Raw genomic sequence first — 25,569 nt, forward strand, 5'->3', positions numbered from 1 at the left:
TCCTACAGTCCGACCGGGGGTAGCCTGTCGGGTTGTTTCGCGGCGGCAGACGCATTACTGTATATGCAAACAGTATAGGCGTAGCCCATGGAACTCATCGACAAGCTCAGCATTCTCGCCGACGCCGCCAAGTACGACGCGTCCTGTGCCAGCAGCGGTGCGCCCAAGCGCAGTTCCGAAGGCAAGAGCGGCCTGGGCTCGACCGACGGCATGGGCATCTGTCACAGCTACACGCCGGACGGCCGTTGCGTCTCGCTGCTCAAAGTCCTGCTGACCAATTTTTGTCTCTACGACTGCCAGTACTGCGTCAACCGCCGCTCCAGCGATGTGCCTCGCGCGCGCTTCACCCCGGAGGAGGTGGTGACGCTGACCCTGGACTTCTATCGGCGCAACTGCGTGAGCGGGCTGTTTCTCAGCTCGGGGATCATCCGCAGCGCCGACTACACCATGGAGCAGTTGGTGCGCGTCGCCCGGTTGCTGCGCGAAGAGCATGAGTTTCGCGGCTACATCCACCTCAAGACCATCCCCGAAGCCGATCCCGCGCTGATCGAGGAGGCCGGGCGCTACGCCGATCGCCTGAGCGTCAACATTGAATTGCCCACCGATGCCAGCCTGCAGACCCTGGCGCCGGAAAAGCAGCTGGGCTCGATCAAGCAAGCGATGCAGACCATTTTCACCGGCGAACAGACCGTGCTCAACGAGCCGCGGGCACCCAGATTCGCGCCTGCCGGGCAAAGCACGCAGATGATTGTCGGCGCTGACGACACCGACGACAGCACCATCCTTCATGGTGCGCAGGCGCTGTACGGCAACTTCAAACTGCGCCGGGTGTATTACTCGGCCTTCAGTCCAATCCCCAACAGTCCGAAAAGCGTGCCGCTGGCCGCACCACCGCTGATGCGCGAGCACCGCTTGTATCAGGCCGACTTTCTGTTGCGCAGCTACGGCTATACCGCCGGCGAATTGTTCAAGGGGCCGGGGCACCTGGCGCTGGACATCGATCCGAAACTGGCGTGGGCGCTGGCCAATCGCGAAGTCTTTCCCCTGGATCTCAATCGCGCCGCCGCGTCATTGATCGCCCGCATCCCCGGCATCGGCCTGCGAACCACCGAGCGCCTGGTGGCGTTGCGACGGGAGCGTCGGATTCGCTATGAGGACCTGGCACGGATGCGCTGTGTGCTGGCCAAGGCCAAGCCCTTTGTCATCACCAGTGACTATCACCCGCAGCAGGCCGAGGTCACCAGTCAGATGCTCTACCAGCAACTGCGCGACAGACCGCAGCCGCAACAAATGGGGTTATGGGGATGATTCATCTCGATTGCGACGACCTGTTCGACAATTGGCGTCAGCAGGCCCGATGGCTGCTCAGCCATGAGGTGGACCCCAGCCGGGTGAGTTGGGCCAGTGATCATGTAGCGGATCTGTTCGCCAGCGACGACGCGCCCCCGGCAAACCCTGGCCCGTTCCAGGCGCGCATTCCACGAACCTTGCTCGACACCCTGGAGCGCGCCGCCCGATACCGTGGCGATCAACGTTGGAGCTTGTTGTATGAGGTGTTGTGGCGAGTGAGCCATGGCGACCGCACCGCCATGCTCGCCGGTGACAGGCTTGGCAGTGAATTAACCAGAAGAATCAAGCAGGTACAGCGTGAAGCTCATCATTTACATGCATTTGTGCGCTTTGTTGCGGTGCAGCAGGAAGAGGGGCCGGAGTATGTCGCGTGGCATGAGCCGGCCCACGACATCCTGCACAGTGCCAGTGAGCACTTCGTCGGGCGGATGGGTCGCCATCGCTGGTTGATCGCGACACCCCGCGATGGCGTCTATTACGACGGGGAGCAATTGATTTATCAGCGTCAGTGCCCGACCGAATGGCAACAACTGGCAAAAAACGCCGAAGATCCCCACGGCGCCATGTGGCTGACCTACTACAGCCACATCTTCAACCCGGCGCGGTTGAACCCCAAAGTCATGCAGGGGCATTTGCCGGCGCGGTTCTGGAAAAACTTGCCGGAAGGCGTGTTGATTCCTGGGTTGATCAGTCAGGCGCGCACCGGCAAGCAACAGGACGGCCAGGCCAGCTCAATCAAGGGCAGGGCGGGCAAGCGCATTGCATTGACAGAAAACGAGCGTGATTCGCCGCCATGAAAAAGCCCCCAGTGCCAAGGCAATGGGGGCTTATGGTTTGCTGCTGGCGTCAGGTCAAACCTTGACGATCCAGCCGGCTGGCGCTTCGATGTCGCCGGTCTGCACGCCGGTCAGCTCTTTGTAGAGCTTCTGGGTGATCGGGCCGACTTCGGTTTCGCTGTGGAACACGTGCAGGTGGTCTTTGTAGCTGATGCCGCCGATCGGCGTAATCACAGCAGCAGTACCGCAGGCACCGGCTTCCTTGAAGTCCGAGAGCTTGTCGATCAGCACGTCGCCTTCGATGACTTCCAGGCCCAGGCGGGTCTTGGCCAGTTCGATCAGCGACAGGCGGGTGATGCCTGGCAATACCGACGGCGAGTTCGGGGTCACGAACTTGTTGTCGTGGGTGATCCCGAAGAAGTTGGCCGAGCCGACTTCCTCGATTTTCGAGTGGGTCATCGGGTCCAGGTAGATGGCGTCGGCGAAGTGCGCCTTCTTGGCTTGGGAGCCCGGCATCAGGCTGGCGGCGTAGTTGCCACCGACCTTGGCGGCACCGGTGCCCTGAGGTGCGGCGCGGTCGTAGCTGGAGATGATGAAGTTGTGCGGGGTCAGGCCGCCCTTGAAGTAGGCGCCAACCGGGATCGCGAACACCGAGAAGATGAACTCCGGCGCGGTACGCACGCCGATGTTGTCACCCACGCCGATCACGAACGGACGCAGGTACAACGCGCCGCCGGTGCCGTAAGGCGGGATGAAACGCTCGTTGGCGCGCACCACTTCCTTGCACGCTTCGATGAACTGCTCGGTGGACACGTGCGGCATCAGCAGGCGCGAGCAGCTGCGCTGCATGCGCGCGGCGTTCTGGTCCGGGCGGAACAGGTTGATCGAGCCGTCCTTGCAACGATAGGCCTTCAGGCCTTCGAAGCATTGCTGGCCATAGTGAAGGGCCGTGGAGCCTTCGCTGATGTGCAGCACGTTGTCTTCGGTCAGGGTGCCTTTGTCCCACTCGCCATTGCGGAAATACGACAGATAGCGCTTGTCGGTCTTGATGTAGTCAAAACCCAGCTTGTCCCAATTGATGCTTTCGTTACCCATGACACCCTCTATCACTTAACAACCGCCGAAACGGTTCAAGGCTTCTGACGTTTTTTGGATGGGCACAACAATACTTCATTCCGGGCCTGTTTCGCAGCCCGGACGATCGGATGACAGGCAGATAAATGGCATTGTCCTTGAGGATTCGCGAGCAAGCCCGCTCCCACATGTGGAACGCATTTCAAAATGTGGGAGCGGGCTTGCTCGCGAAAGGGCCCTCACAGGCGCTGTTTGCCTCCCTGTATTACACGTGCAACGCATGCCCCAGCGCCCGCAACGCGGCTTCCTGAACCGCCTCGCCCAGCGTCGGATGGGCGTGGATGGTGCCGCCGATGTCTTCCAATCGCGCGCCCATTTCCAGGCTTTGCGCGAAGGCCGTGGACAATTCCGAGACCCCGACACCCACTGCCTGCCAACCGACGATCACATGGTTATCCCGACGGGCGACCACACGCACGAAACCGCTTTTCGACTCCAGCGTCATCGCCCGGCCATTGGCGGCGAACGGGAAGCTGGAAACGATACAGTCCAGGCCGGCAGCCTTGGCCTCGTCCGGGGTCTTGCCCACTACCACCAGTTCCGGGTCGGTGAAGCACACGGCAGCAATGGCTGCCGGGTTGAACTCACGGGTTTTACCGCTGATCAGCTCGGCCACCATTTCGCCCTGGGCCATGGCCCGATGGGCGAGCATCGGTTCGCCGCTCAGGTCACCGATGGCATAGACGTTGCGCATGCTGGTCTGGCACCGGTGATCGATCTTGATCGACGCACCGTTCATGTCCAGGTTCAACGATTCCAGGTTCCAGCCCTGGGTGTTCGGCTTACGGCCCACGGCCACCAGCACCTGATCGGTTTCCAGATGCAGGGTGCCGCCATTCGGGTCGATAACTTGCAGAATATTTGCAGTTGAATCAAAGACTTGCACGCTATGCTTCAAGTAAAGCTTTACACCGAGCTTCTTCAGTTCTTCGTGCACCGGCTGGGTCAGTTCGGCGTCGTAGGCCGGCAGGATGCGCTCCTGGGCTTCGACCACGCTGACTTCGGCACCCAGCTTGCGGTAGGCAATCCCCAGCTCCAGACCGATATAACCACCACCAACCACGATCAGCCGCTTCGGTACCGATGTCGGTGCCAGGGCCTCGGTGGAGGAGATGATCGGGCCGCCGATCGGCAGCATGGGCAGGTTGACGCTCTTGGACCCGGTGGCCAGCACCAAGTGCTCGCACTGGATACGGGTGTCGCCGACATCGACGGTTTTCCCGTCAACCACCTTGGCCCAGCCCTGAATGACCTGAACCTTGTGTTTTTTCAGCAGCGCCGCGACACCGGTGGTCAGGCGATCGACGATGCCGTCCTTCCATTCGACGCTTTTGCCGATGTCCAGGGTCGGGGCCGACACGCTGATACCCAGCGGCGAATGCTGGCTGTGATGACGGGTCTGGTGGAACTGCTCGGCCACATGAATCAGCGCCTTGGACGGAATGCAGCCGATGTTCAGGCAGGTGCCGCCCAAGGACTGGCCTTCTACCAGGATGGTCGGGATGCCCAGTTGACCGGCACGGATCGCCGTCACATAACCGCCGGGGCCGCCGCCGATGATCAGCAGCGAGGTGTTCAGAGTCTGCATGGCTTACTCACTCCACAAACAGGGTGGCGGGTTGTTCGAGCAGGCCACGAACGGCCTGGATGAATTGCGCCGCGTCCATGCCATCGACCACCCGGTGGTCGAAGGAGCTGGAGAGGTTCATCATCTTGCGGATCACGATCTGGCCTTTGATCACCATCGGCCGCTCGACGATCTTGTTCACGCCGACGATCGCCACTTCCGGCAGGTTCAGCACCGGGGTGCTGACGATACCGCCCAGGGCGCCGAGGCTGGTCAGGGTGATGGAGGAGCCCGACAGCTCATCGCGGCTGGCCTTGCCATTGCGTGCAGCCGTGGCCAGGCGCGAAATTTCCGAGGCACTGTCCCACAGGCTGCGGGCTTCGGCGTGACGCACCACCGGTACCATCAAGCCGATGTCGGCCTGGGTGGCAATGCCCACATGCACCGCGCCGAGGCGGGTGATGACCTGGGCTTCGTCGTCGTAGCGTGCGTTGATCTGCGGGAAGTCGCGCAGGGCGACGACCAGGGCACGGACCAGGAACGGCAGCAAGGTCAGCTTGCCGCGGCTCGCGCCGTGTTTTTCGTTCAGATGGGCGCGCAACTCTTCCACGGCGGTCACGTCGATTTCTTCGACGTAGCTGAAATGCGCGGCTCGCTGGGTGGCGTCCTGCATGCGTTGGGCGATCTTGCGGCGCATGCCGATCACCGGGATCTGCTCCTCGTCGGTGCGCTGGGTGTAGGCATTGCGGGCAGACGAAACGTTCGACTGACCCATGCTCAGATAGGCGTCGAGGTCTTCGTGCAGGATGCGCCCGGCCGGGCCGGAGCCCTGGACCAGACGTAGCTGGATACCCAGATCCAGCGCATGCTTGCGCACGGCCGGGGAGGCGAGCGGGCGTTCGTCGACTTCACGAGCGACCATCGGGCCCTGGCATGTTGCAGCGCGCGGTGCGGCGGCAGGCACCGGCTTGGCCTGCGCTGCAGGTTCCGCTTTCGGTGCAGCAGCAGGTGCTTCTACAACGGCAGATTCAACGGCAGCCGGAGCAGCCTGCGCCGACTCCTTCACGTTGCCCGCACCTTCGACTTCAATGCTGATCAGCACACTGCCCACCGCCATCACTTCACCCGGCTGGCCGCCGAGGGCGATGACCTTGCCATGCACCGGCGACGGGATATCCACCATCGCCTTGTCGGTCATGACGTCGGCCAGCACTTGATCCTCGACCACCAGGTCGCCGACTTTCACGTGCCACTGAGACAATTCAACTTCTGCGATGCCTTCGCCAATGTCCGGCATCTTGATAACGTGCGTGCCCATTCAGACCTCCATGACCCGATGCAAAGCCGCGCCCACACGGGACGGACCAGGGAAATACGCCCATTCCTGCGCATGCGGGTAGGGGGTGTCCCAACCGGTGACACGTTCGATCGGCGCTTCCAGATAGTGGAAGCAATGCTCCTGCACCAGGGCTGCCAGTTCGGCGCCGAAACCGCAGGTGCGGGTCGCTTCGTGAACGATCACGCAGCGGCCGGTTTTCTTCACGGATTTGGTGATGGTTTCCAGGTCCAGCGGCCACAGGCTGCGCAGGTCAATGACTTCTGCGTCGATACCGCTTTCTTCAGCGGCGACTTGCGACACATAGACCGTGGTGCCGTAGGTCAGGATGGTCACGTCCTTGCCCGGGCGGGTAATCGCGGCCACATCCAGTGGCACGGTGTAGTAACCGTCCGGCACTTGCGCGGCGGGGTGTTTCGACCACGGGGTTACCGGGCGGTCGTGGTGGCCGTCGAACGGGCCGTTGTACAGACGTTTTGGCTCGAGGAAGATCACCGGGTCATCGTTTTCGATGGAGGCGATCAACAGGCCCTTGGCGTCGTAAGGGTTGGACGGCATGACCGTGCGCAGGCCGCACACCTGAGTGAACATCGCCTCGATGCTCTGGCTGTGAGTCTGGCCGCCGTAGATGCCGCCGCCGCACGGCATGCGCAGGGTCATCGGCGCGGTGAATTCACCGGCCGAGCGATAACGCAGGCGCGCCGCTTCGGAAATGATCTGGTCGGACGCCGGGTACACGTAGTCGGCGAACTGGATCTCGGCCACCGGGCGCAGGCCGTAGGCACCCATGCCTACGGCGACACCGACGATGCCGCTTTCGGAGATCGGCGCATCGAACACCCGCGAGGTGCCGTACTTGGTCTGCAGGCCTTCGGTGCAACGGAACACACCGCCGAAATAGCCGACGTCCTGGCCAAACACCACGACGTTGTCGTCGCGCTCAAGCATCACATCCATGGCCGAGCGCAGGGCCTGGATCATGGTCATGGTGGTCGTGGTCATCGCGGTTTCCAGCTGAATATTGTTGTTGTGATCGTTCATGTCAGACCCCCAACTGCTGACGCTGGCGCTTCAAGTGCTCCGGCATCTCTTTGTAGACGTCTTCGAACATGGTCGCGGCGCTTGGAATCTGGCCGCCGGCGAGGGTGCCGTACTGTTCGGCCTGCTTCTGCGCGGCGATCACTTCGGCTTCCAGCTCGGCACTGACGGCGGCGTGTTCCTCTTCGGACCACTGGCCGACCTTGATCAGGTGCTGCTTGAGGCGCGCGATCGGATCGCCCAGCGGGAAGTGGCTCCAGTCGTCGGCGGGGCGGTATTTGGATGGATCATCGGACGTCGAGTGCGGGCCGGCGCGGTAGGTGACCCATTCGATCATGGTCGGCCCGAGGTTGCGGCGGGCGCGCTCGGCGGCCCAGGCGGAAGCGGCGTACACCGCATAGAAATCGTTGCCGTCGACCCGCAGCGAAGCGATGCCGCAGCCCACGCCACGACCGGCGAAGGTAGTGGCTTCACCACCGGCGATGGCCTGGAAGGTGGAGATCGCCCACTGGTTGTTGACCACGTTGAGGATCACCGGCGCGCGGTACACGTGGGCGAAGGTCAGGGCGGTGTGGAAGTCGGACTCGGCGGTGGCGCCGTCGCCGATCCAGGCCGAGGCGATTTTGGTGTCGCCCTTGATCGCCGAGGCCATGCCCCAGCCCACGGCCTGGATGAATTGGGTGGCCAGGTTGCCGGAGATGGTGAAGAAGCCGGCTTCTTTTACCGAATACATGATCGGCAACTGGCGGCCCTTGAGCGGATCGCGCTCGTTGGACAGCAGCTGGCAGATCAGGTCCACCAGCGGCACTTCACGGGCCATCAGGATGCTTTGCTGGCGATAGGTGGGGAAGCACATGTCGTCGATGTTCAGTGCCAGGGCCTGGGCGCTGCCGATGGCTTCTTCACCGAGGCTCTGCATGTAGAACGACATTTTCTTCTGACGCTGGGCGACCACCATGCGGTTGTCGTAAATCCGCGTCTTGAGCATGGCGCGCATGCCTTTGCGCAGGATCTCGACCGGAACGCCTTCAGCCCACGGGCCCAGGGCATTGCCCTGATCGTCGAGCACGCGAATCAGGCCACGGGCCAGGTCGGCCGTGTCGGCGGGTTCTACGTCGATTGGAGGTTTGCGCACCGTACCGGCATCGGTCAGATGCAGGTAGGAAAAGTCAGTTTTACAGCCGGGACGGCCCGAGGGCTCTGGAACGTGCAGACGCAGCGGTTCATACGCTTGGTTCATGGCTTCTACGCTCGATCTTGTGAATTTCTTGTAGTGAGCTGACAGATTTCCTTCGATAAAAGAAATCTTGTCCTACAACAATCATAGGCCCGGCCAAGAAGAATATTTCTCTCTGTTTCGTTGCGCTGGAGGTCATTTGCAGATAAAAAATCTGCATACGAATAAAAAACAGGTGGTTTTGTCTCATGCGCAAACTGGACCGTACCGATATCGGCATTCTCAACAGCCTTCAGGAGAACGCGCGCATCACCAACGCCGACCTGGCGCGCTCGGTGAATCTGTCGCCGACGCCGTGCTTCAACCGGGTCAAGGCGATGGAGGAATTGGGGCTGATTCGTGAGCAGGTGACGCTGCTCGATGCCGACCTGTTGGGCCTGCATGTGAACGTGTTCATTCACGTCAGCCTGGAGAAGCAGGTGGAAGAGGCGTTGCAGCATTTCGAGGAAGCGATTTCCGATCGCCCGGAGGTGATGGAGTGCTACCTGATGGCCGGCGATCCGGACTATCTGATCCGGGTGCTGGTACCGACCATCCAGTCCCTGGAGCGCTTCATGATGGACTTTTTGACCAAGGTGCCGGGGGTGGCGAACATCCGCTCGAGCTTTGCGCTCAAGCAGGTGCGCTACAAGACCGCGCTGCCGTTGCCGGCCAATGGGTTGACCTTGGGCAGTTAAAACTGGTTGAGGGGAATCTTGAGGTACGTCACGCCATTCTCTTCCGCCGGCGGCAAATTCCCGGCCCGCACGTTGACCTGAATCGCCGGCAACAACAACGTCGGCATCCCCAAGCCGGCATCGCGCCGGGTGCGCATGTCCACGAAGGCGGCTTCGTCGATACCGTCACGCACATGGATGTTGTGTTTGCGTTGCTCGCCCACAGTGGTCATGCAGCGGGGTTCACGACCTTCGGGCGGGTAGTCGTGGCAAACATAGAGTCGCACGCTGGCGGGGAAGGCCAGCAGTTTCTGGATCGAGGCGAACATCTGGTTGGCATTGCCGCCGGGGAAGTCGCAGCGCGCGGTGCCGACGTCCGGCATGAACAGGGTGTCGCCCACCAGGATCACGTCACCGTCGATCAGGTAGGCCATGTCCGCCGGGGTATGGCCGGGCACATGCAGGGCCGTGGCCTTGAGGTTGCCGATGCGGAATGACTCATCCGCAGCGAACAGGTGATCGAACTGCGAGCCGTCGATGCAGAACTGCGGCTCGAGATTGAACAGCGCCTTGAACACGTGCTGCACCTTGCAGATCGACTGGCCGATGGCGATCCGGCCGCCCAGTTCCCGGCGCAGGTACGGCGCGGCGGACAGGTGATCGGCGTGGGCGTGGGTTTCCAGCAGCCATTGCACCTGCAAGTGGTGTTCGCGCACGAATGCGATGATCCGGTCCGCCTGCTCGGTGGTGGTGCGCCCGGCGGCAGGGTTGTAGTCGAGCACCGGATCGACGATCGCACATTGCCCGCCATCGGCTTCGTAGATCACGTAGCTGTAGGTGGATGAGGCGGGGTCGAAAAAAGCTTCAATCAGGGCAGGCATGGGGGTGGATTCTGTCGTGGGCAAGCCATGAGGTTAGATTCATTTTCCCTGCGCTTACCAGCCCCCCATTGAAATCTGTTGATGAAAAAAAGCACGTGGGCTCTATCCTGTCACCTATCGATACCGGGCGTTCCCGGCCTATGTCATGGATTACGAGCGTTTTATGTTACTGGCGAGTTTTTTCGGTGTAGTGATGGGATTGGTGCTCGGCTTGACCGGTGCCGGCGGCGGCATTCTTGCGGTACCGGCGCTGGTGCTGGGCCTGGGCTGGAGCATGACCCACGCGGCGCCCGTGGCATTGTTCGCGGTCGGCAGTTCGGCGGCGGTCGGTGCCATCGATGGCCTGCGCCATGGCCTGGTGCGTTATCGCGCGGCCTTGTTGATCGCCGCGCTGGGCGCTGTGTTTTCGCCGCTGGGTATCTACTTCGCCCATCAGTTGCCGGAAAAAGTCCTGATGATTCTGTTCAGCCTGCTGATGGTCATGGTGGCCGCGCGGATGCTGCGTCGCGAACGCAAGGATGAAGGGCCCAGCGATCACGGCCACGCCAACTGGGGCCAGAAAAACTGCATGCTCGATCAGCACACCGGGCGCTTTTCCTGGACCGCCAAATGCACCGCGACGCTGGCGGCCCTGGGTGCAGTGACGGGCGTGGTTTCAGGCTTGCTCGGCGTCGGCGGCGGCTTTCTGATCGTGCCGGCGTTCAGGCAACTGACCGACGTGCAAATGCGCGGGATCATTGCCACCTCGCTGATGGTGATCAGCCTGATTTCGGCCATCGGTGTGATCGGTGCCTTGCACGCCGGGGTGCGCATCGATGGCCTGGGCGCTGCGTTTATCGTCTCCAGCATCGTCGGCATGGTCATCGGCCGCAAACTCTGCGCGCGGGTGCCCGCCCGGGCTTTGCAGGTCGGCTTCGCCACGGTGTGCGTGGTCGTCGCTGCCTCTATGCTGCTCCGTTCGCAGGGATAGACAGTCTTACATCTGAGTTCCGGCCTGCGTGGCGGGCCGGTCCTACGCCCATCTGTGGGCAAGCCTACTCCCATCGAACCGCCAGACCGCTACCCAAGTAGCATACGGCGCCATCCCCGGCCTTCGTACACTCGTGCCTCATACAGGCGCCTGCGGGAGGCGACGATGCAAGGGCTCAATAACGAAGGTATCGTCAGTGCCATGTCCCAGGCGACCGATGCCCGGCAAGCGGCACAGGAGCTGGCGCGCCAGTTGCTGCACCCGCACCTGGGCTTCGTGCTGTTCTTCTGTTCCGCCGAATACGACTTGCAGGCGTTGGGGCCGGCCCTGCAGCAAAGCTTTGGCGGGATCCGCCTGGTCGGTTGCACCAGCGCCGGGGAAATCACGCCGTTGGGCTATGGGCGCAACTGCGTGACGGCGGTGGGGTTCGATCACCGGCATTTCTCCATCGACGCCGAACTGATCGACGAGATGGAGCGCTTCAGCCTGATCGACGCCCAGCAGGTGGTGGAGCGCCTGGTGAGCGGCTGTCGCAGCAACACCCTGGCACCGATCAAGGGCAACAGCTTTGCCCTGACCTTGCTCGATGGTCTGTCCAGCCGTGAGGAGATGGTCCTGGCAGCATTGAGCGCGGCCTTGGGCGACATCCCGCATTTTGGCGGCTCGGCCGGTGACGACAATTATCTGACCCACACCCACGTTTATTTCGGCGGCGAGTTCCACAGCGGCGCTGCGGTGGTACTGCTGGTCAACACCTGGCTGGATTTCGAAGTGTTCACCACCCACCACATCCTGCCGCGCGCGGAAAAACTGGTGGTCACCGGGGCCGACAGTACTTCGCGCCGGGTCTTCGAGCTCAATGCCGAGCCTGCCGCCGAGGAATACGCCAGGCACATCGGCATCCCGGTGGCTGACCTCGAACACCGGACCTTCGCCGCCCATCCGCTGGCGGTGCGCATCAACGATCAATACTACGTGCGGGCAATCCAGCAGGTTCATACCGACCTGAGCCTGAGTTTCTACTGCGCCGTGGAAAACGGCATCGTCCTCACCGTCATGACCCCGGGCCCGATGCTGCCCAACCTGCAAAGCCTGTTCGACGGTTTGCAGGCGCGGCTTGGCGAGTTGTTGCTGACCATCGGCTGCGACTGTTTCCTGCGGCGCATGGAGCTGGAAGACGACGGCAGCCTCGAACAGATCGGCCACTTTTTGCGCAAGCGGCGGGTGATGGGGTTCAACACCTACGGAGAACAGTTCAATGGCATGCACATCAACCAGACCTTCACCGGGGTCGCCATTGCCAAAGGCCGTTCCCCTGGACGCCACTGAGCCGGACCTGCAAGCCCAGGTGGCCAGCCTGCAGCACGAGAACCGCAAACTGCAGCGCATCAATGCGGCTTTGATCGAGCGCATCGAATCCGGTGTCACCCGTGGCAATGATCCCTACCGGGCTTTCCAGCACTCGGTGGTGCTGGCCGAACAGGTGCGCGAGCGCACCGATGCCCTGAACCAGGCCATGGCCGAGCTGAAGTCGGGCAATCGCTTGCTCAGCGAAGCACGCCTGCGGGCGGAAACCGCTCACCAGCACCTGATCGATGCCATCGAGAGCATTTCCGACGCCTTTGTGCTGTTCGACGCCGAGCAGCGCATCGTGCTGTTCAACAGCCGCTTCAAGGCCTTCTGGAGCAGCAGTCGGGTGCGCATCAACGCCGGCATGCGCCTGGCCGAAGTGAAGCGCCTGATGTTCTCCACCGGCCTGTTCACCGAGGAGCCGCGCGGGCAGGCTGACGAAAACCTGCTGTATCGCCTGCACAACGGGCGCTGGCTGCAAGTCAGCGAGCGGCCGACCCAGGAAGGCGGGCGGGTGATCCTGTTTACCGACATCACCGACGTCAAGCACAGCGAGACCCTGCGCCGCGAGCAGGCCGTGGCGCAGAAATCGCACCTGTTGCAACGGGCCGTGGACAACCTGTCCCAGGGCGTGGCCATGGTCAACGCCGAGGGTGTGCTGGAATTGTGGAACCGGCGTTTCCTCGAGCTCAGCGGCCTCGCACCGGTGGCGGCCCATCGCCCGTTCGCCGACGTGATCGCCGACAGCGAATTGAGCCTGCTGACCCCGGCCACTCGCGACGGTAATGGGCGCCCGGTGCAGGAGCTGGAGCAGCGGCTGTACGATGGCCGGGTCCTGGAGATCCGCACGCACCCGCTGCCCACTGGCGGTTTCGTCAACACGTTCACCGACATCACCGAACGTTATCAGCACGCCGAGGCGCTGAGCGAAAGCGAGCGCTGGATCCGCCTGATCACCGACCACGTTCCCGCGCTGATTGCCTACCTCAACGCCGACCTGGTCTACGAATTCACCAACAAGGTCTACGAAGAGTGGTACTGCTGGCCGCGCGGGGTGATGCTTGGGCAGAGCCTGCGCGAAGTGCACAGCGAGCAGCATTACCAGCGCCTGGAAGTCTATGTCGCCCGCGCCCTGTCGGGGGAAAGCGTGACGTTCGAGTTTGCCGAGACCAACATCAACCATCAGGAGCGCTACATGCTGCGCTCCTACGTGCCGAACCGGCTGGCCAGTGGGGAAGTGGTGGGGATTTTCGTGCTGATCCGCGACATCACCGAGCGTCGGCGTACTGCCGAGGCGTTGCATCAGGCCTACCAGAACCTGGAGGTACGGGTACGCGAGCGCACGGCGGAACTGACCACCCTCAACGATCAGCTGTTAAGGGAGATCGATGAGCGCCGGCGTGTCGAATCCCGACTGCGCGAGGCCAAGCTTGAAGCCGAGCAGGCGAACCTGTCGAAGACCAAGTTCCTCGCTGCCGTCAGTCACGATTTGCTGCAGCCGTTGAACGCGGCGCGGCTGTTCACCAGCGCTTTGCTGGAGCGCGGGGAACCGCTGGCCAACGAAAATCTGGTGCGCAACGTCAGCAATTCCCTGGACGACGTGGAAAACCTGCTGGGCACCCTGGTCGACATTTCCAAGCTCGATGCCGGCGTGATCAAGGCCGACATCGCCCCGTTCGCCCTGAGTGAGTTGCTGGAAAACCTCGCCGCCGAGTACACCCAGGTGGCGCGCAGCGAAGGTCTGGCGCTGCATTTCATCCCCTGTTCGGCCCTGGTGCGCAGTGACATTCAATTGCTCGCGCGGATTCTGAGAAACCTGCTGAGCAATGCGATTCGCTACACCTACAGCGGGCGCGTGGTGCTCGGCTGCCGGCGTCGGCACCAGAAGCTGTCGGTCGAGGTGTGGGACAGCGGCATGGGCATTGCGCAAAACCGCCTGGAAGAAATTTTCCAGGAGTTCAAGCGCGGTGACGTGCAGCGCCCTGACCAGGACCGTGGCCTGGGCCTGGGGCTGGCCATCGTCGAGAAGATCGCCGGGATTCTCGGGCACCGCATTCACGTGCGCTCGTGGCCGGGCAGGGGCTCGGTGTTCAGCGTCGAGGTGCCGCTGAGCGCCACGGCGCCCAGGGCGCTGCCCTCGTTGCTGATGAGCGAGCCGATGCTCGAGCGTCTGCGCGGGGCGCGGGTCTGGGTGCTGGACAACGACGCCGCCATTTGCGCCGGCATGCGCACATTGCTCGAGGGCTGGGGATGTCAGGTGGTCACGGCGTTGTCGGAGCAGGACCTGGCGCGGCAGGTGGACAATTACCATGCCGAAGCCGATCTGCTGATTGCCGATTATCACCTGGACGATGATCACAATGGCGTCGACGCGGTGGCGCGGATCAACGCCCGGCGCGCTACAGCGATTCCAGCGATGATGATCACCGCCAATTACAGCAACGAGCTCAAACTGCAGATCCGCGAGCTGGGACACACCCTGATGCACAAGCCGGTCACGCCGATGAAGCTGAAGACGGCGATGAGTCATTTGCTCGGCCGGCCTTGAAAGTCTGCGGTGCTGGCCAGGGCACTTTCGTCGCAATGTCGCCCAGAGCCGGCTCGCTCCTGCAAAGGTGATCACAAACCCTGTGGGAGCGAGCCTGCTCGCGATAGCGGCGCCTCGGTCCTAGCGCCGCAGATAGGACCCGAAATCAATATCCCCGGCACTCAAGATCGCCTGCACCCGGTTGTGCACATTGAGTTTGCGCAGGATCGCCGACACGTGGGCCTTGACCGTGGTTTCGGCGATTTCCAGGGTGTAGGCGATCTGCTTGTTCGACTCGCCCTTGGTCATGCGCTCCAGCACCAGCAGTTGCTTGCGAGTGAGCGCCTGGAGCAGTTCGGGCGGGAAGCTCGGGGTGTCGTTCATGCGCCGGTGGGTGCTGCTTTTTTGCGTGCGGATGATGTCCGGCGGCAAGTACACGTTGCCATTGAGAATCTGCTGGATGGCATCGGTCATTTGCTGGCGCGGCGAGGACTTGGTGATGAAACCCACGGCACCGTAGGTGATGGCTTGCAGCACGATCTGCTTGTCCTGTTCGGCGGACACGATCACCACGGGAATCGTCGGCGCCTCGTTGCGCAGGTTGATCAGGCCGTTGAGACCGTGCATGCCGGGCATGTTCAGGTCGAGCAGGATCAGGTCCAGGTCGTCGTGCTCTTGGGTCAGCGCCAGGGCGCTGTCGAGGTCGGCGGTTTCCATGACCTCACTGCCGGGGAAACCATCGCTGATGACGTTGTGAATGGCTTCGCGAAACAGCGGGTGATCGTCGGCAATCAGAATTTTGTACATAGCCTTTCACCTCATTATTTTCGTTATGGTGTGGCAACAACACGCAGGCGTAAAGCTCAGGGAAAGGGCTCCGGCTGAGCGGGCGTCACGGGCAGGTTCGCTGCTTGCCACGCATCCAGGCCATCGCGATACCAATACAATGTCTTGTAGCCCAGGGCGGCGGCGCGCTTGACCGCGTTCCAGCTCAACCAGCAATCGGAGCGGCAGTAGAAGACCAGCGGCTGCCGCCGATTGCCGGCGGTGAGTTTATCCAGGTAGCGGATGAAATAGGCCTGCCAGTCGGGCGCCAGGTCACCGTCGCCGGTGTTGGCCAGCCAGTGGCTGCCGGGCAGGTTCTCATGGGGCTGGTCCTCGATGAATCGGCCCTGCAACCATTGGCGACGGTAGACGTCGATCAGCACCGGCCGTGGCGTCTGGCTCAACAGGGCCTGCAGGGCCGGGGTGTCGATCAGGGTGGCGCCCTCGGCTTGCGCGGGCGTCGGGCTGCGGTACAGGCCGACGCGATAACCTTCGGGGGAGAACAGTGCTGTTTCGGCTTGCGCGGCACCCGACACCAGGGCCAGGGAGACCAGGGCCAGGGCAGGGCACAGCAGGCGACGTCGGGCACGCGGCATGGCTTCGATCCTTGGAGTTATGAGCCCATTACATGCCAGTCCCGGTACGTTGGGAATGCGACGATAGACAGGTAAAACCAGTACTAAAGTCGTAATTTGGCCGGATTGAGGTGCGCCTGAACGACGCGGTTTTCTGTGGGAGCGAGCCTGCTCGCGATAGCGGACTGTCAGTCGACTTGTACTGACTGTTGAGACGCCATCGCGAGCAGGCTCGCTCCCACAAGGGGCACGGGGATGTCAGCCGGCCTTACGCAACGCCGCGTGCTGCGGATTGAAGGTCAGCACCGCGAGCAGGGCAAACAACAGCGTCAGGCCAATGCACACCGCCAACGCCAGCGGGTTGAACCGTTCATACAGGGCAAAGCGCACCAGTTCCACGGCGTGAGTGAACGGGTTCAACGCGCACAACCCATACAACCACTCGCTCGCCTCGCGCATCTTCCACAGCGGATACAAGGCCGAGGAGAGGAAAAACAGCGGGAAGATCACGAAATTCATCACGCCGGCAAAGTTCTCCAGCTGGCGGATCGCGTTCGACAGCAGCAGCCCCAGGGCACTGAGCATCAACGCCACCAGCAACAGCGCCGGCAAGGCGATCAACAGCCCCAGTGCCGGTGGTTGCACACCGTAGGCCCAGGCAATCGCCAGGAATGCATACACCTGCAACAGCGAAATCAGCGAAGTGGCCAGCAGCTTGCTGCACAGCAGAAAGGTGCGGGGCAGGGGGCTGGTGAGCAACACGCGCATGCTGCCCATTTCCCGGTCGTACACCATCGACAGCGAGCCCTGCATGCCGTTGAACAGCAGGATCATGCAGGCCAGGCCCGGGATGATGTAGACCTCATAGGGAATGTAGGTGTCGTACGGCTCGATGATCGCGATGCCAAGCGCCGCACGAAAACCGGCGGCGAACACCAGCAACCACAGCAGGGGCCGCACCAGTGCACTGAGGAACCGTGTGCGTTGCAACACGAAACGCAACCATTCGCGCAGCACGATGCCGCTGAAACATTGCCAGTAAGCGTTCATGGTCGGACTCCCGCAGTGGTCAGGCGGCTGAATGCCGAGCCCAGGTCGCCGCCGTGTTCCTGGCTCAGGGCATCGGCTTGTCCGCTGGCCACCAATCGTCCCTGGTGCAGAATCAGCAAATCGTCGCTGGGCTGCACTTCATCCAGCAGGTGGGTGGTCCAGAGCACGCTGATGCGTTGCTCCCGGCACAGGCTGCGCAGGTGCTGGTTGAGGGCCAGGCGGCTCGCCGGGTCGAGGCCGACGCTGGCCTCGTCCAGCAGCAACAGGCGCGGCTCATGCAGCAGTGCGCGGGCGATCTCCACACGACGGCGATGCCCGCCATTGAGTTCACGCACGCGTTCGCGACGGCGTTCGGTCAGTGCCTGGCGATTCAGTTCGGCGTCGATCCGAATCGTGCTCTGCCTCCGGGACAGGCCATGCAACGCCGCGTGGTAGCGCAGGTTCTGCTCGACGCTCAGGTCCAGGTCCAGCGTGCTTTGCTGAAACACCACGCCCAATTGCCGCAACGCCGAGCGTGGAGCGCTGCGCAGGGAGTGGCCGCCGACCCGGATATCGCCGCGCTGCAGATCGTACAGGCGGGTCAACAGCGCGATCAGCGTCGACTTGCCGGCGCCGTTCGGTCCCAGCAGTGCAGCAAAACGCCCCGGTCCCAGATTGAAGCTCACCTGGCTCAAGGCCTGACGCGCACCGTAGGCAAAGCTCAGCTCGCTGACCTCCAGGGTGTTCATGGCGTCACCACTACGCCCCAAGGGTAGCGCCCGACCTTGACCGATTTGATCACCTTGAGGCTTTCGACATCGATCACGGAAACGTCACCACTGACCCCGTTGGTCGCCAGCAACTGCTCCTGATCCGGGGTGAACGCCATCTGCCACACCCGGCGTCCCACCAGCAGATAATCAAGAACCTCATAGGTTTTCGCATCGATCACCGCCACATGGTTGGCCGGACCGAGCGCGACGAACGCATACTTGCCGTCGGCGCTGAGTTTGACGCCCACCGGTTGCACCTTGTCCGGGTGCACACCTTTGATCTGGAAGGTCAGCGTCTTGAGGATCTGCCGGCTGGCCACGTCGAGGATGGTCACCGTGCCGCCGATTTCCGCCGAGGCCCAGAGCCGGGTGCCGTCGGGCGAAAATTCGACGAAGCGCGGACGTTGATCCACCAGGGTGCTGTCGGCCAGGGTCTGGGTGCTGGTGTCGATCCAGTGCAGCATGTTGGTGGTTTCGCTGGTGTTCACCGCCCATTTGCCGTCGGGGCTGACGGCCATGCCTTCGGGCTCGACGCCGACGTTGATCTGGCCCAGCACTTTCGAGGTTTCGGTGTCGATCACCGTCACCAGCGCATCGTCCTCGTTGGAAACGTAGAGCCAGCGATTGTTCGGGTGCAGGGCAAATTGCTCGGGGTCCTTGCCCGAGGGCAGTTCCTTGATGATCTTGCGGGTGGCCACGTCCATCACCTGCACCCGATCCGAATCGCTGGCGCAGATGTACAGCAGCGTGTTGTCGTGGGACAGCAGCAGGCCCCGAGGGCGCTGGCCGACGGGCAGGGTGTCGATGACCTGCAGGGTCTGCATGTCGATCAGGCTGAGGTTGTTGTCCTTCTCGTTGGAGACCCAGGCGGTGCTGGCCGCGGCGTGCCCGGCAGCGAGGAGCAGGGCGCAGGAAAGCAGGGTGCGGCGCATGACGTGTTCCTTTTTGTTGTGGTTGTCGTGTAGGGCCAGATCAGGGAAACCGGCAACTGACCTCGGGCTTGTCGTAGCCCAGGCTGTCCATTTCGTTGAAGGGGTGCAGGAAGCCGTCCTGCGGCGAAGTGCTGACCAGCGCCCGCGGTTGCACGATCGGAATCGGCTGGCGCAACTCGCCGTTCCACGGGCGATAGCTGAGCTTGCGACCCTTGAAACCGTCGAGGGGCAACTGATCGCTGATTTGCAGGTCGCGGATCGCCATCGGATCGGTCTGGCGCAGCTTGCTCACGGCGCTGGCGATGCTGCGCACGGCCATCCATGCGGCGAAATCGCGATCATTCATCCACCGCCCGGTCAGGGCTTCGAAGCGCTTCTGCAATTGCGCGGCACCGAAGGTCTCGACGCTCTTGTGCCAGCCGACCGGGGTAAGGCCCTGGGTGCCGGCGACCGGCCGCGGGTACCAGGTCTGGTAGGGCACGTATTCGCCAAAATCGCCGCGTTCATCGGCCACCAGTACCACGTCGTATTCGGCGGTCTGGGTGAACAGCGGCATGTCGGCCTGGGCGCTGCGGCGCTGGTCGTTGTCGAAACGCCAGGCCTTCTCTGCCACCAGTTGCAGGCCAAAGCGTTTCGCCGCCCGGCGCAGGGCCGCGGCGTAGGCTTGATCATCCGTGGTCGGGCCGACGATCAACAGCGCCTTGTGCCATTTGCGCACCACCAGGAACTGCGCCAGCGCATCGGCCAGCATCGCCCGGCTTGGCAGCGTGTGCAGCACGTTCGGCAGGCAGTCGCGGGTGCGCACGGCGTCGTCCGGGCTGCCGGCATTGAACAGCAGGCTGTCGGACAGCGCAGCGCTGAGTTGGCGCAGGCTGTCTACCGGCGCATTCACCACGAACAGGCGCAGGCCCTCGGCATGCTGCGCCTTCGCGGCGTCGAGCAAGGCCTGCGGGCTGTCGACGCTGGCGGCGACCAGGCTGTAGCTGTGATTGAGGAATCGTCCGGTGCTGTTGCTGTCGGTGATCGCCAGTTCGGCACCGCGCAGCCCGGCGTCTGTCGGTTCGGGAATGATGTTCGACAGCAGCGGGCCTGGATCAGGGCGATAACCCAGGTAGCCGATCTGCACCTGTAGCGGCGCGTCGGCGGCCTGGCTGCGGGTCGCCAGCCCGGCGGCGCAGGCAATCGCCAGCAGGTAGATCAGGGCGTAAGGGGCGAGCTGGCGCATAAGGCACTCCGTTACAGGTAGCGCCAGCATAGGAAGCCCAGGACATAGAGGAAATATGCAGAAAGTACCAACGGGGCAGTACCAAGGTAGTAACTCATCTCGGGTGGCGCCTGCGGAAAAAGTCCCGCCGTGGCCGGGAAGAATTCCCAGGCGGCACCTGATTTGGGTGTGCACCACAAGCCCTACTACCAAGGTACTAAGCCGCGGCCACCAAAGCAGCATGGGGATGCGCCCGCGTGCTTTCTAAGATGGTTGCCATAGCCTCTGCAGAGAGGTTTTGTGTGCAATCCTGAGGGCATGACAATGACAACTAAACGCAACGCCTTGCTCGTCGCCGGACTGCTGGCCGGCTTTATCAGTGCAGGTTCGGCCTGGGCCCATGGCAACGTTGTGCCGCAAGCCGTCGAGACCAAAGGGCTGACCCCCATCAAGGAGGCTGGCGTACAGCTTGATGGTGACGGTTGGGCGGCGGTCAATCCTTACCGCAAATCACCCGAGCACGATAAAGCCGTGGAAATCGGTTCTTCGGCCTACAACCAGAACTGCGCAGCCTGCCATGGCCTGGAAGCCAAGTCCGGCGGCATCGCGCCCGACCTGCGCATGCTCGATGCCGATGAGGCCGGTGACGAATGGTTTGTCGAACGCGTGCGCCACGGTGCGGTGCGCGACGGTCGGGTGTACATGCCGAAGATGGCCGACTACCTGAGCCAGGAAGCCTTGTGGGCCGTTCGCACCTACCTCGACAGCGTCCGTGTCGAGAATTGATGCATGCGCCTGCTCGCGATGGTGATCAGCGCTGTGTTGCTGTGCTGCCCGGCGGTGCAGGCACAGGTCCGCACCTACGACGAAATGATTGCCGCCGGTGAATTGAAAGTGGCGGTCTACAAGGACTTCGCGCCTTACAGCTTCGAAGACGCCGGGCAGCCCAGGGGCGTGGACGTCGAGCTGGCCGGCGCCCTGGCCAAGGCGCTGGGTGTTCGCCTCACACTGATCTGGGCGCCGCCCGGCGAAAAACTCGATGACGATCTGCGCGATTACATCTGGAGGGCCAGCCAGTTGCACAACCAGCAACTGGCCGACCTGATGATGCGCGTGCCCTACGACCAGGACTACGCGCGCAAGCGCAATGACGTGGGCGAACTGGAAAATGGTCATGTGGTGATGTTCGGTCCTTACCAGAATGAGCAATGGCAGGTCGCCTATGACCGCCGGCGCCTGGAATCGGTGGCCAGTGTCGCGGTGTTCCAGCAACACCCCATTGGCGTCGAGGTCGACAGCGTGCCGTCGTTCTACCTGACGTCAGTGTTCAACGGCATGCTCGCCGGCACCACCCGTCATTATCCCGGCGTGCCCCAGGCGTTTGCCGCAATGAAGGCCGGGGAGGTCGACGCGGTCATGGCCATGCGCGGCGAGATTGACTGGCAGGTGCACGAAGCCGCCGACTCGCAGGTGGCGCTGGCGCAGAACGCCTACCCGAACATGGGCAAGCAGCGCTGGGAAATCGGCATGGCGGTCCACGAAAGCAACCGCCAGCTGGCCTACGCCGTGGAAGAGGCGCTGGAGGGGCTGATCCGCGATGGTTCGGTCAACGCCCTCTATGCCCGTTACGGTCTGCGCTACGACGTGCCGGACATGTATCAGCCATGACCCGGTGCGCAAGTTGGCTGCTGGCCTGCTGCTTGCCCCTGGTCGCATATGGGGCAGTGGAGCCGGGGCCGGACCCGGTGCCGTCGGTCATGTGGGCCTTCTACCACAAGCAGATGCTTGGCGATGCGCCGTTCGTGTTCGATGACCGGGTCAGGCTGCTGGCGCCGCCGTTTGCCGAGGACGCCCGTCAGGTTCCGCTGGAGATCGATGCCCGGGCGTTCAAGGGCGAGGTGGTGAAGATCCTCGCCTGGGCCGAACTCAATCCTTTGCCGAAAATCGTCGATTTCCAGCCACTGGACGGTGTGCTGCCCTGGCTATCGATCCGCATCCGTATCGAGCAGGCGACCCCATTGCGCGCCGCCGTACAGACCCGCGATGGGCTGTGGCATGTGGGGTCGACCTTGATCGATGCGGCGGGTGGCGGTTGCACGGCGCCCAGTGTGGTGCGCACCGAGCCGGGTTGGGAGGAGCGCCTGGGCCAGGTGCTGGGCGGGCGTTACCCGCGTGGCGAATTCAGCCGCCTGCGTTTGCAGGTGGCGCATCCGATGGACAACGGCATGGTCAGCGGCATTCCGGAATTTTTCATCAACCACGCCGAGCTGCGCGATCAAAACGATCGCCTGCTGGCGCGGCTCGAGCTGTTTCCCGCTGTCAGCGAGAACCCCAGCCTGGCCTTCGACGTAGTGGGCGCAGGGCAGACGCGCCTGACATTGCGTGACAACAGCGGCAATGAATTCGATGCGGCCATACCCTGACCCCAAGGAGTGCGCTATGCGCTGGATGCTGCTGTTGTTCATGAGCCTGAGCCTGCCGGTACTCGCCGAACTCGACTACAGGCTCACGCCCCGGCAGATCGCCGAAGACACCTGGTTGCTCGAAGGCAGCACCGATAATTTCGCCCGCAGCAACGGCGGCAACATCGTCAACACGGCGTTCATCGTCACCGAGCGCGGCGTGGTGGTGATCGACAGCGGGCCCTCGCGGCGCTACGGCGAAGCCCTGCGCAAGGCGATTGCCGCGACCACTGACAAGCCGGTCATCCAGGTGTTGTTGACCCATCACCACCCGGACCACGTGCTGGGCAATCAGGCTTTCAGCGACGTGCCGATCGGCGCGTTGGCCGGCACCACCGAGCGGCTCAAACAGCAGGGCGACGCCATGGCCGAAAATATGTACCGGCTGGTGGGCGACTGGATGCGCGGTACCGAAGTGGTGTTGCCGACCGAGACGCTGGCGCCAGGGGTACGAACTTTTGGGAATCATGATCTGCGCCTGCTGAGCCTGGGTGGGCATACGGGCGCGGATCTGGCTATTCTCGACCAGAAGACCGGCGTGCTGTTCGCCGGCGATCTGGTGTTTTATCAGCGGGCGTTGACCACGCCGAACAGCCCCGGGCTGTCGGTGTGGCTGGCAGACATCGACACCCTCCAGGCGCTGCCGTGGACGCTGATCGTGCCCGGCCACGGCCCGCTGGCCAGCGATGCCGGGCCGTTCGCGCAGATGCGCGACTACCTCGGCTGGCTCGATCAACTGATGCGCGACGGCGCCGCCAACGGCAGCGACATGGCGGAAATGATCCGCAGCCCCATCCCGGAACGCTTCGCCACGATCAGCCTGAGCCGCTACGAGCTGATCCGCAGTGTCAGCCATCTGTACCCGCGTTATGAGCGTGAGCAGATGAAGCGCGTTGATCAATAACCCCCCAACATCCCCATCCCCTGTGGGAGCGCCAGCGTCGGTCGAGACCGAGACGACCCGCTACCAAGGAACTAGAAATCTCAACACTGCGGGCAATTGTCGCAAGGCCTGTGGCGACCAAGAATCTGCACCAGACCGGGAAAATTTCCCGGTATAACAAAAAACCGCAGAGGTAGCCGCCATGACCCAACCCGCACGTCGCCAACCCTTCGTCCTGAGCGTTTTGCTCAGTGCCATGCTGCTGTCCGGCATGGCATTGGCCGCCGTCAGTGACCAGGACATTCTCCAGGACCCCAAGAACCCGGAGCAGATCGTCACCAACGGTCTGGGCGTCCAGGGTCAGCGCTACAGCCCCCTCGACACCCTCAACGTCAACAACGTGAAAGACCTGCGCCCGGTCTGGGCGTTTTCCTTCGGCGGTGAAAAACAGCGCGGTCAACAGGCACAGCCGATGATCAAGGACGGCGTGATGTACATGACCGGTTCCTACTCGCGGGTATTCGCGGTGGATGCGCGCACCGGCAAGAAACTCTGGCAATACGATGCACGCCTGCCCGACGACATCCGCCCGTGCTGCGACGTGATCAACCGTGGTGTGGCGCTGTATGGCGACCTGGTGTTCTTCGGCACCCTCGACGCCAAGCTCGTGGCGCTGAACAAGGACACCGGCAAGGTGGTGTGGAGCAAGAAAGTCGCCGACCACAAGGAAGGCTACTCGATCAGTGCCGCGCCGCTGGTGATCAACGGCAAGCTGATCACCGGCGTGGCCGGTGGCGAGTTCGGGGTGGTGGGGAAAATCGAAGCCTACGACCCGAAAAACGGTGATTTGCTGTGGTCCCGCCCGACGGTCGAAGGCCACATGGGTTATGTCTACAAGGACGGCAAAGCGATAGAAAACGGTATCTCCGGCGGCGAGGCCGGCAAGACCTGGCCGGGCGATCTGTGGAAAACCGGCGGTGCAGCGCCATGGCTGGGCGGTTACTACGATCCGGAAACCAACCTGCTGCTGTTCGGCACCGGCAACCCGGCACCGTGGAACTCGCACCTGCGTCCTGGCGACAACCTGTACTCGTCGTCGCGCCTGGCACTCAATCCGGACGACGGCACCATCAAATGGCACTTTCAGAGTACGCCCCACGATGGCTGGGACTACGACGGCGTCAACGAGCTGGTGTCGTTCAACTACACCGAGGGCGGCAAGGAAATCAAGGCGGCGGCGACCGCGGACCGCAACGGCTTCTTCTACGTGCTGGACCGCACCAACGGCAAGTTCATCCGTGGCTTCCCGTTCGTGGACAAGATCACCTGGGCCACCGGCCTGGATAAAGACGGTCGGCCGATCTACAACGAAGCCAGCCGTCCGGGTGCGCCGGGTAGCGAAGCCAAGGGCAGCTCGGTGTTCGTCGCCCCGGCGTTCCTCGGCGCGAAAAACTGGATGCCGATGGCCTACAACAAGGACACCGGGCTGTTCTACGTGCCGTCCAACGAATGGGGCATGGACATCTGGAACGAAGGCATCGCCTACAAGAAAGGCGCGGCGTTCCTCGGTGCCGGTTTCACCATCAAACCGTTGAACGAAGACTACATCGGCGTGTTGCGTGCCATCGACCCGAAAACCAGCAAGGAAGTGTGGCGCCACAAGAACTTCGCGCCGCTGTGGGGCGGGGTGCTGACCACCAAGGGCAACCTGGTGTTCACCGGTACGCCGGAAGGGTTCCTTCAGGCCTTCAATGCCAAGACCGGCGAAAAAGTCTGGGAGTTCCAGACCGGCTCGGGCGTACTCGGCTCGCCCGTGACCTGGGAAATGGACGGCGAACAGTACGTCTCGGTGCTCTCGGGCTGGGGCGGCGCGGTGCCGCTGTGGGGCGGTGAAGTGGCCAAGCGCATCAAGGACTTCAACCAGGGCGGCATGCTCTGGACCTTCAAGTTGCCGAAGGACCTGGTGGCGAAGCACTGACCTGAAATCTTGCCCATCACCCCTGTGGGAGCGAGCCGGCTCCGGGCGGCGTTCCGACGATGGTCGTCAACGGTGACGCGGGCTAC

23 protein-coding genes are annotated in these 25,569 nt (G+C 62.8%); 11 read left to right on the forward strand and 12 right to left on the reverse strand.

Annotation, left to right across the window (positions count from 1 at the left end; genetic code table 11):
* Window positions 1–87 precede the first annotated feature (87 nt).
* Both B0W55_RS08845 and B0W55_RS08850 read left to right on the forward strand, forming a co-directional pair.
* The gene (locus tag B0W55_RS08845; RefSeq protein WP_077045626.1) at window positions 88–1,308 is read left to right on the forward strand and encodes a putative DNA modification/repair radical SAM protein; all 1,221 of its coding nucleotides are present in this window, start codon (window positions 88–90) and stop codon (window positions 1,306–1,308) included.
* Window positions 1,305–2,147 carry a TIGR03915 family putative DNA repair protein gene (locus B0W55_RS08850; protein ID WP_077045627.1) on the forward strand — a complete coding sequence of 281 codons (843 nt, stop codon included), beginning with the start codon at window positions 1,305–1,307 and terminating at the stop codon, window positions 2,145–2,147. Before B0W55_RS08845 ends, B0W55_RS08850 begins: the two co-directional genes overlap by 4 nt.
* A 54-nt stretch (window positions 2,148–2,201) precedes the next feature.
* Here the strand turns inward: B0W55_RS08850 and B0W55_RS08855 are convergent, their stop codons facing one another.
* The 5 genes from B0W55_RS08855 to B0W55_RS08875 form a co-directional block, all read right to left on the reverse strand.
* Window positions 2,202–3,221 (reverse strand): branched-chain amino acid aminotransferase, encoded by a 1,020-nt coding sequence (locus B0W55_RS08855; RefSeq protein WP_077045628.1) that lies wholly within the window; start codon window positions 3,219–3,221, stop codon window positions 2,202–2,204.
* A 244-nt stretch (window positions 3,222–3,465) separates the two neighbouring features.
* The gene (gene lpdA / locus B0W55_RS08860; RefSeq protein WP_077045629.1) at window positions 3,466–4,848 is read right to left on the reverse strand and encodes a dihydrolipoyl dehydrogenase; all 1,383 of its coding nucleotides are present in this window, start codon (window positions 4,846–4,848) and stop codon (window positions 3,466–3,468) included.
* A gap of 7 nt (window positions 4,849–4,855) precedes the next feature.
* A complete protein-coding gene (locus tag B0W55_RS08865; RefSeq protein ID WP_077045630.1) occupies window positions 4,856–6,145 on the reverse strand; it encodes a dihydrolipoamide acetyltransferase family protein in 1,290 nt (429 codons plus the stop codon).
* Window positions 6,146–7,204, reverse strand: coding sequence for an alpha-ketoacid dehydrogenase subunit beta (locus tag B0W55_RS08870; protein WP_077045631.1), 1,059 nt, complete (start codon window positions 7,202–7,204; stop codon window positions 6,146–6,148).
* A 1-nt stretch (window position 7,205) separates the two neighbouring features.
* Window positions 7,206–8,441, reverse strand: coding sequence for a 3-methyl-2-oxobutanoate dehydrogenase (2-methylpropanoyl-transferring) subunit alpha (locus tag B0W55_RS08875; RefSeq protein ID WP_077045632.1), 1,236 nt, complete (start codon window positions 8,439–8,441; stop codon window positions 7,206–7,208).
* A gap of 185 nt (window positions 8,442–8,626) precedes the next feature.
* Here B0W55_RS08875 and bkdR point away from each other — a divergent pair, with 185 nt between their 5' ends.
* Window positions 8,627–9,115: a Bkd operon transcriptional regulator BkdR gene (gene bkdR / locus B0W55_RS08880; RefSeq protein ID WP_016985245.1), complete on the forward strand. Its 489-nt coding sequence runs from the start codon at window positions 8,627–8,629 to the stop codon at window positions 9,113–9,115.
* Here the strand turns inward: bkdR and B0W55_RS08885 are convergent.
* Window positions 9,112–9,975 carry an MBL fold metallo-hydrolase gene (locus B0W55_RS08885; protein WP_077045633.1) on the reverse strand — a complete coding sequence of 288 codons (864 nt, stop codon included), beginning with the start codon at window positions 9,973–9,975 and terminating at the stop codon, window positions 9,112–9,114. The two genes, bkdR and B0W55_RS08885, sit on opposite strands and share 4 nt — an antisense overlap.
* Window positions 9,976–10,138: 163 nt before the next feature.
* Here B0W55_RS08885 and B0W55_RS08890 point away from each other — a divergent pair, with 163 nt between their 5' ends.
* From B0W55_RS08890 to nahK, 3 genes are all read left to right on the forward strand, one after another.
* A complete protein-coding gene (locus tag B0W55_RS08890) occupies window positions 10,139–10,945 on the forward strand; it encodes a sulfite exporter TauE/SafE family protein (RefSeq protein ID WP_077045634.1) in 807 nt (268 codons plus the stop codon).
* 165 nt (window positions 10,946–11,110) lie between these two features.
* On the forward strand, window positions 11,111–12,274 hold the full coding sequence (gene nosP / locus B0W55_RS08895) for a nitric oxide-sensing protein NosP (RefSeq protein ID WP_077045635.1): 1,164 nt from the start codon (window positions 11,111–11,113) through the stop codon (window positions 12,272–12,274).
* Window positions 12,243–14,843 (forward strand): hybrid sensor histidine kinase/response regulator NahK/ErcS', encoded by a 2,601-nt coding sequence (gene nahK, locus B0W55_RS08900; protein ID WP_077045636.1) that lies wholly within the window; start codon window positions 12,243–12,245, stop codon window positions 14,841–14,843. The genes nosP and nahK overlap by 32 nt, the downstream gene beginning before the upstream one ends.
* A 120-nt stretch (window positions 14,844–14,963) precedes the next feature.
* On the opposite strand, the gene B0W55_RS08905 is transcribed toward nahK, so the two are convergent.
* From B0W55_RS08905 to B0W55_RS08930, 6 genes are all read right to left on the reverse strand, one after another.
* Window positions 14,964–15,629 carry a response regulator transcription factor gene (locus B0W55_RS08905; RefSeq protein ID WP_077045637.1) on the reverse strand — a complete coding sequence of 222 codons (666 nt, stop codon included), beginning with the start codon at window positions 15,627–15,629 and terminating at the stop codon, window positions 14,964–14,966.
* A 56-nt stretch (window positions 15,630–15,685) separates the two neighbouring features.
* Window positions 15,686–16,243: a PQQ-dependent catabolism-associated CXXCW motif protein gene (locus B0W55_RS08910; RefSeq protein WP_077045638.1), complete on the reverse strand. Its 558-nt coding sequence runs from the start codon at window positions 16,241–16,243 to the stop codon at window positions 15,686–15,688.
* A gap of 237 nt (window positions 16,244–16,480) precedes the next feature.
* Window positions 16,481–17,272: an ABC transporter permease gene (locus B0W55_RS08915; protein WP_077045639.1), complete on the reverse strand. Its 792-nt coding sequence runs from the start codon at window positions 17,270–17,272 to the stop codon at window positions 16,481–16,483.
* Complete coding sequence (locus B0W55_RS08920; protein ID WP_077045640.1) at window positions 17,269–18,000, reverse strand: ABC transporter ATP-binding protein; 732 nt, start codon at window positions 17,998–18,000, stop codon at window positions 17,269–17,271. Before B0W55_RS08920 ends, B0W55_RS08915 begins: the two co-directional genes overlap by 4 nt.
* Window positions 17,997–18,956, reverse strand: a complete 960-nt coding sequence (locus B0W55_RS08925) for a YVTN family beta-propeller repeat protein (RefSeq protein WP_077045641.1) — start codon at window positions 18,954–18,956, stop codon at window positions 17,997–17,999. Before B0W55_RS08925 ends, B0W55_RS08920 begins: the two co-directional genes overlap by 4 nt.
* A gap of 40 nt (window positions 18,957–18,996) precedes the next feature.
* Window positions 18,997–20,181: an ABC transporter substrate-binding protein gene (locus tag B0W55_RS08930; RefSeq protein ID WP_077045642.1), complete on the reverse strand. Its 1,185-nt coding sequence runs from the start codon at window positions 20,179–20,181 to the stop codon at window positions 18,997–18,999.
* A 303-nt stretch (window positions 20,182–20,484) separates the two neighbouring features.
* On the opposite strand from B0W55_RS08930, the gene pedF reads away from it, so the two are divergent.
* The 5 genes from pedF (at window position 20,485) to B0W55_RS08955 (ending at window position 25,483) form a co-directional block, all read left to right on the forward strand.
* Complete coding sequence (pedF, locus tag B0W55_RS08935) at window positions 20,485–20,946, forward strand: cytochrome c-550 PedF (RefSeq protein WP_077045643.1); 462 nt, start codon at window positions 20,485–20,487, stop codon at window positions 20,944–20,946.
* Between the two features lie 3 nt (window positions 20,947–20,949).
* Window positions 20,950–21,828, forward strand: a complete 879-nt coding sequence (locus tag B0W55_RS08940) for an ABC transporter substrate-binding protein (RefSeq protein ID WP_077045644.1) — start codon at window positions 20,950–20,952, stop codon at window positions 21,826–21,828.
* Window positions 21,825–22,583: a quinoprotein dehydrogenase-associated SoxYZ-like carrier gene (locus tag B0W55_RS08945; RefSeq protein ID WP_077045645.1), complete on the forward strand. Its 759-nt coding sequence runs from the start codon at window positions 21,825–21,827 to the stop codon at window positions 22,581–22,583. The genes B0W55_RS08940 and B0W55_RS08945 overlap by 4 nt, the downstream gene beginning before the upstream one ends.
* Window positions 22,584–22,599: 16 nt before the next feature.
* Entirely contained in the window at window positions 22,600–23,526 is a 927-nt protein-coding gene (locus B0W55_RS08950; protein WP_077045646.1) for a quinoprotein relay system zinc metallohydrolase 1, read from the forward strand.
* A 181-nt stretch (window positions 23,527–23,707) separates the two neighbouring features.
* A complete protein-coding gene (locus B0W55_RS08955; RefSeq protein ID WP_077045647.1) occupies window positions 23,708–25,483 on the forward strand; it encodes a PQQ-dependent methanol/ethanol family dehydrogenase in 1,776 nt (591 codons plus the stop codon).
* Window positions 25,484–25,569: the final 86 nt, after the last annotated feature.

Source organism: Pseudomonas sp. KK4, assembly GCF_001984065.1.
Lineage (GTDB): Bacteria > Pseudomonadota > Gammaproteobacteria > Pseudomonadales > Pseudomonadaceae > Aquipseudomonas.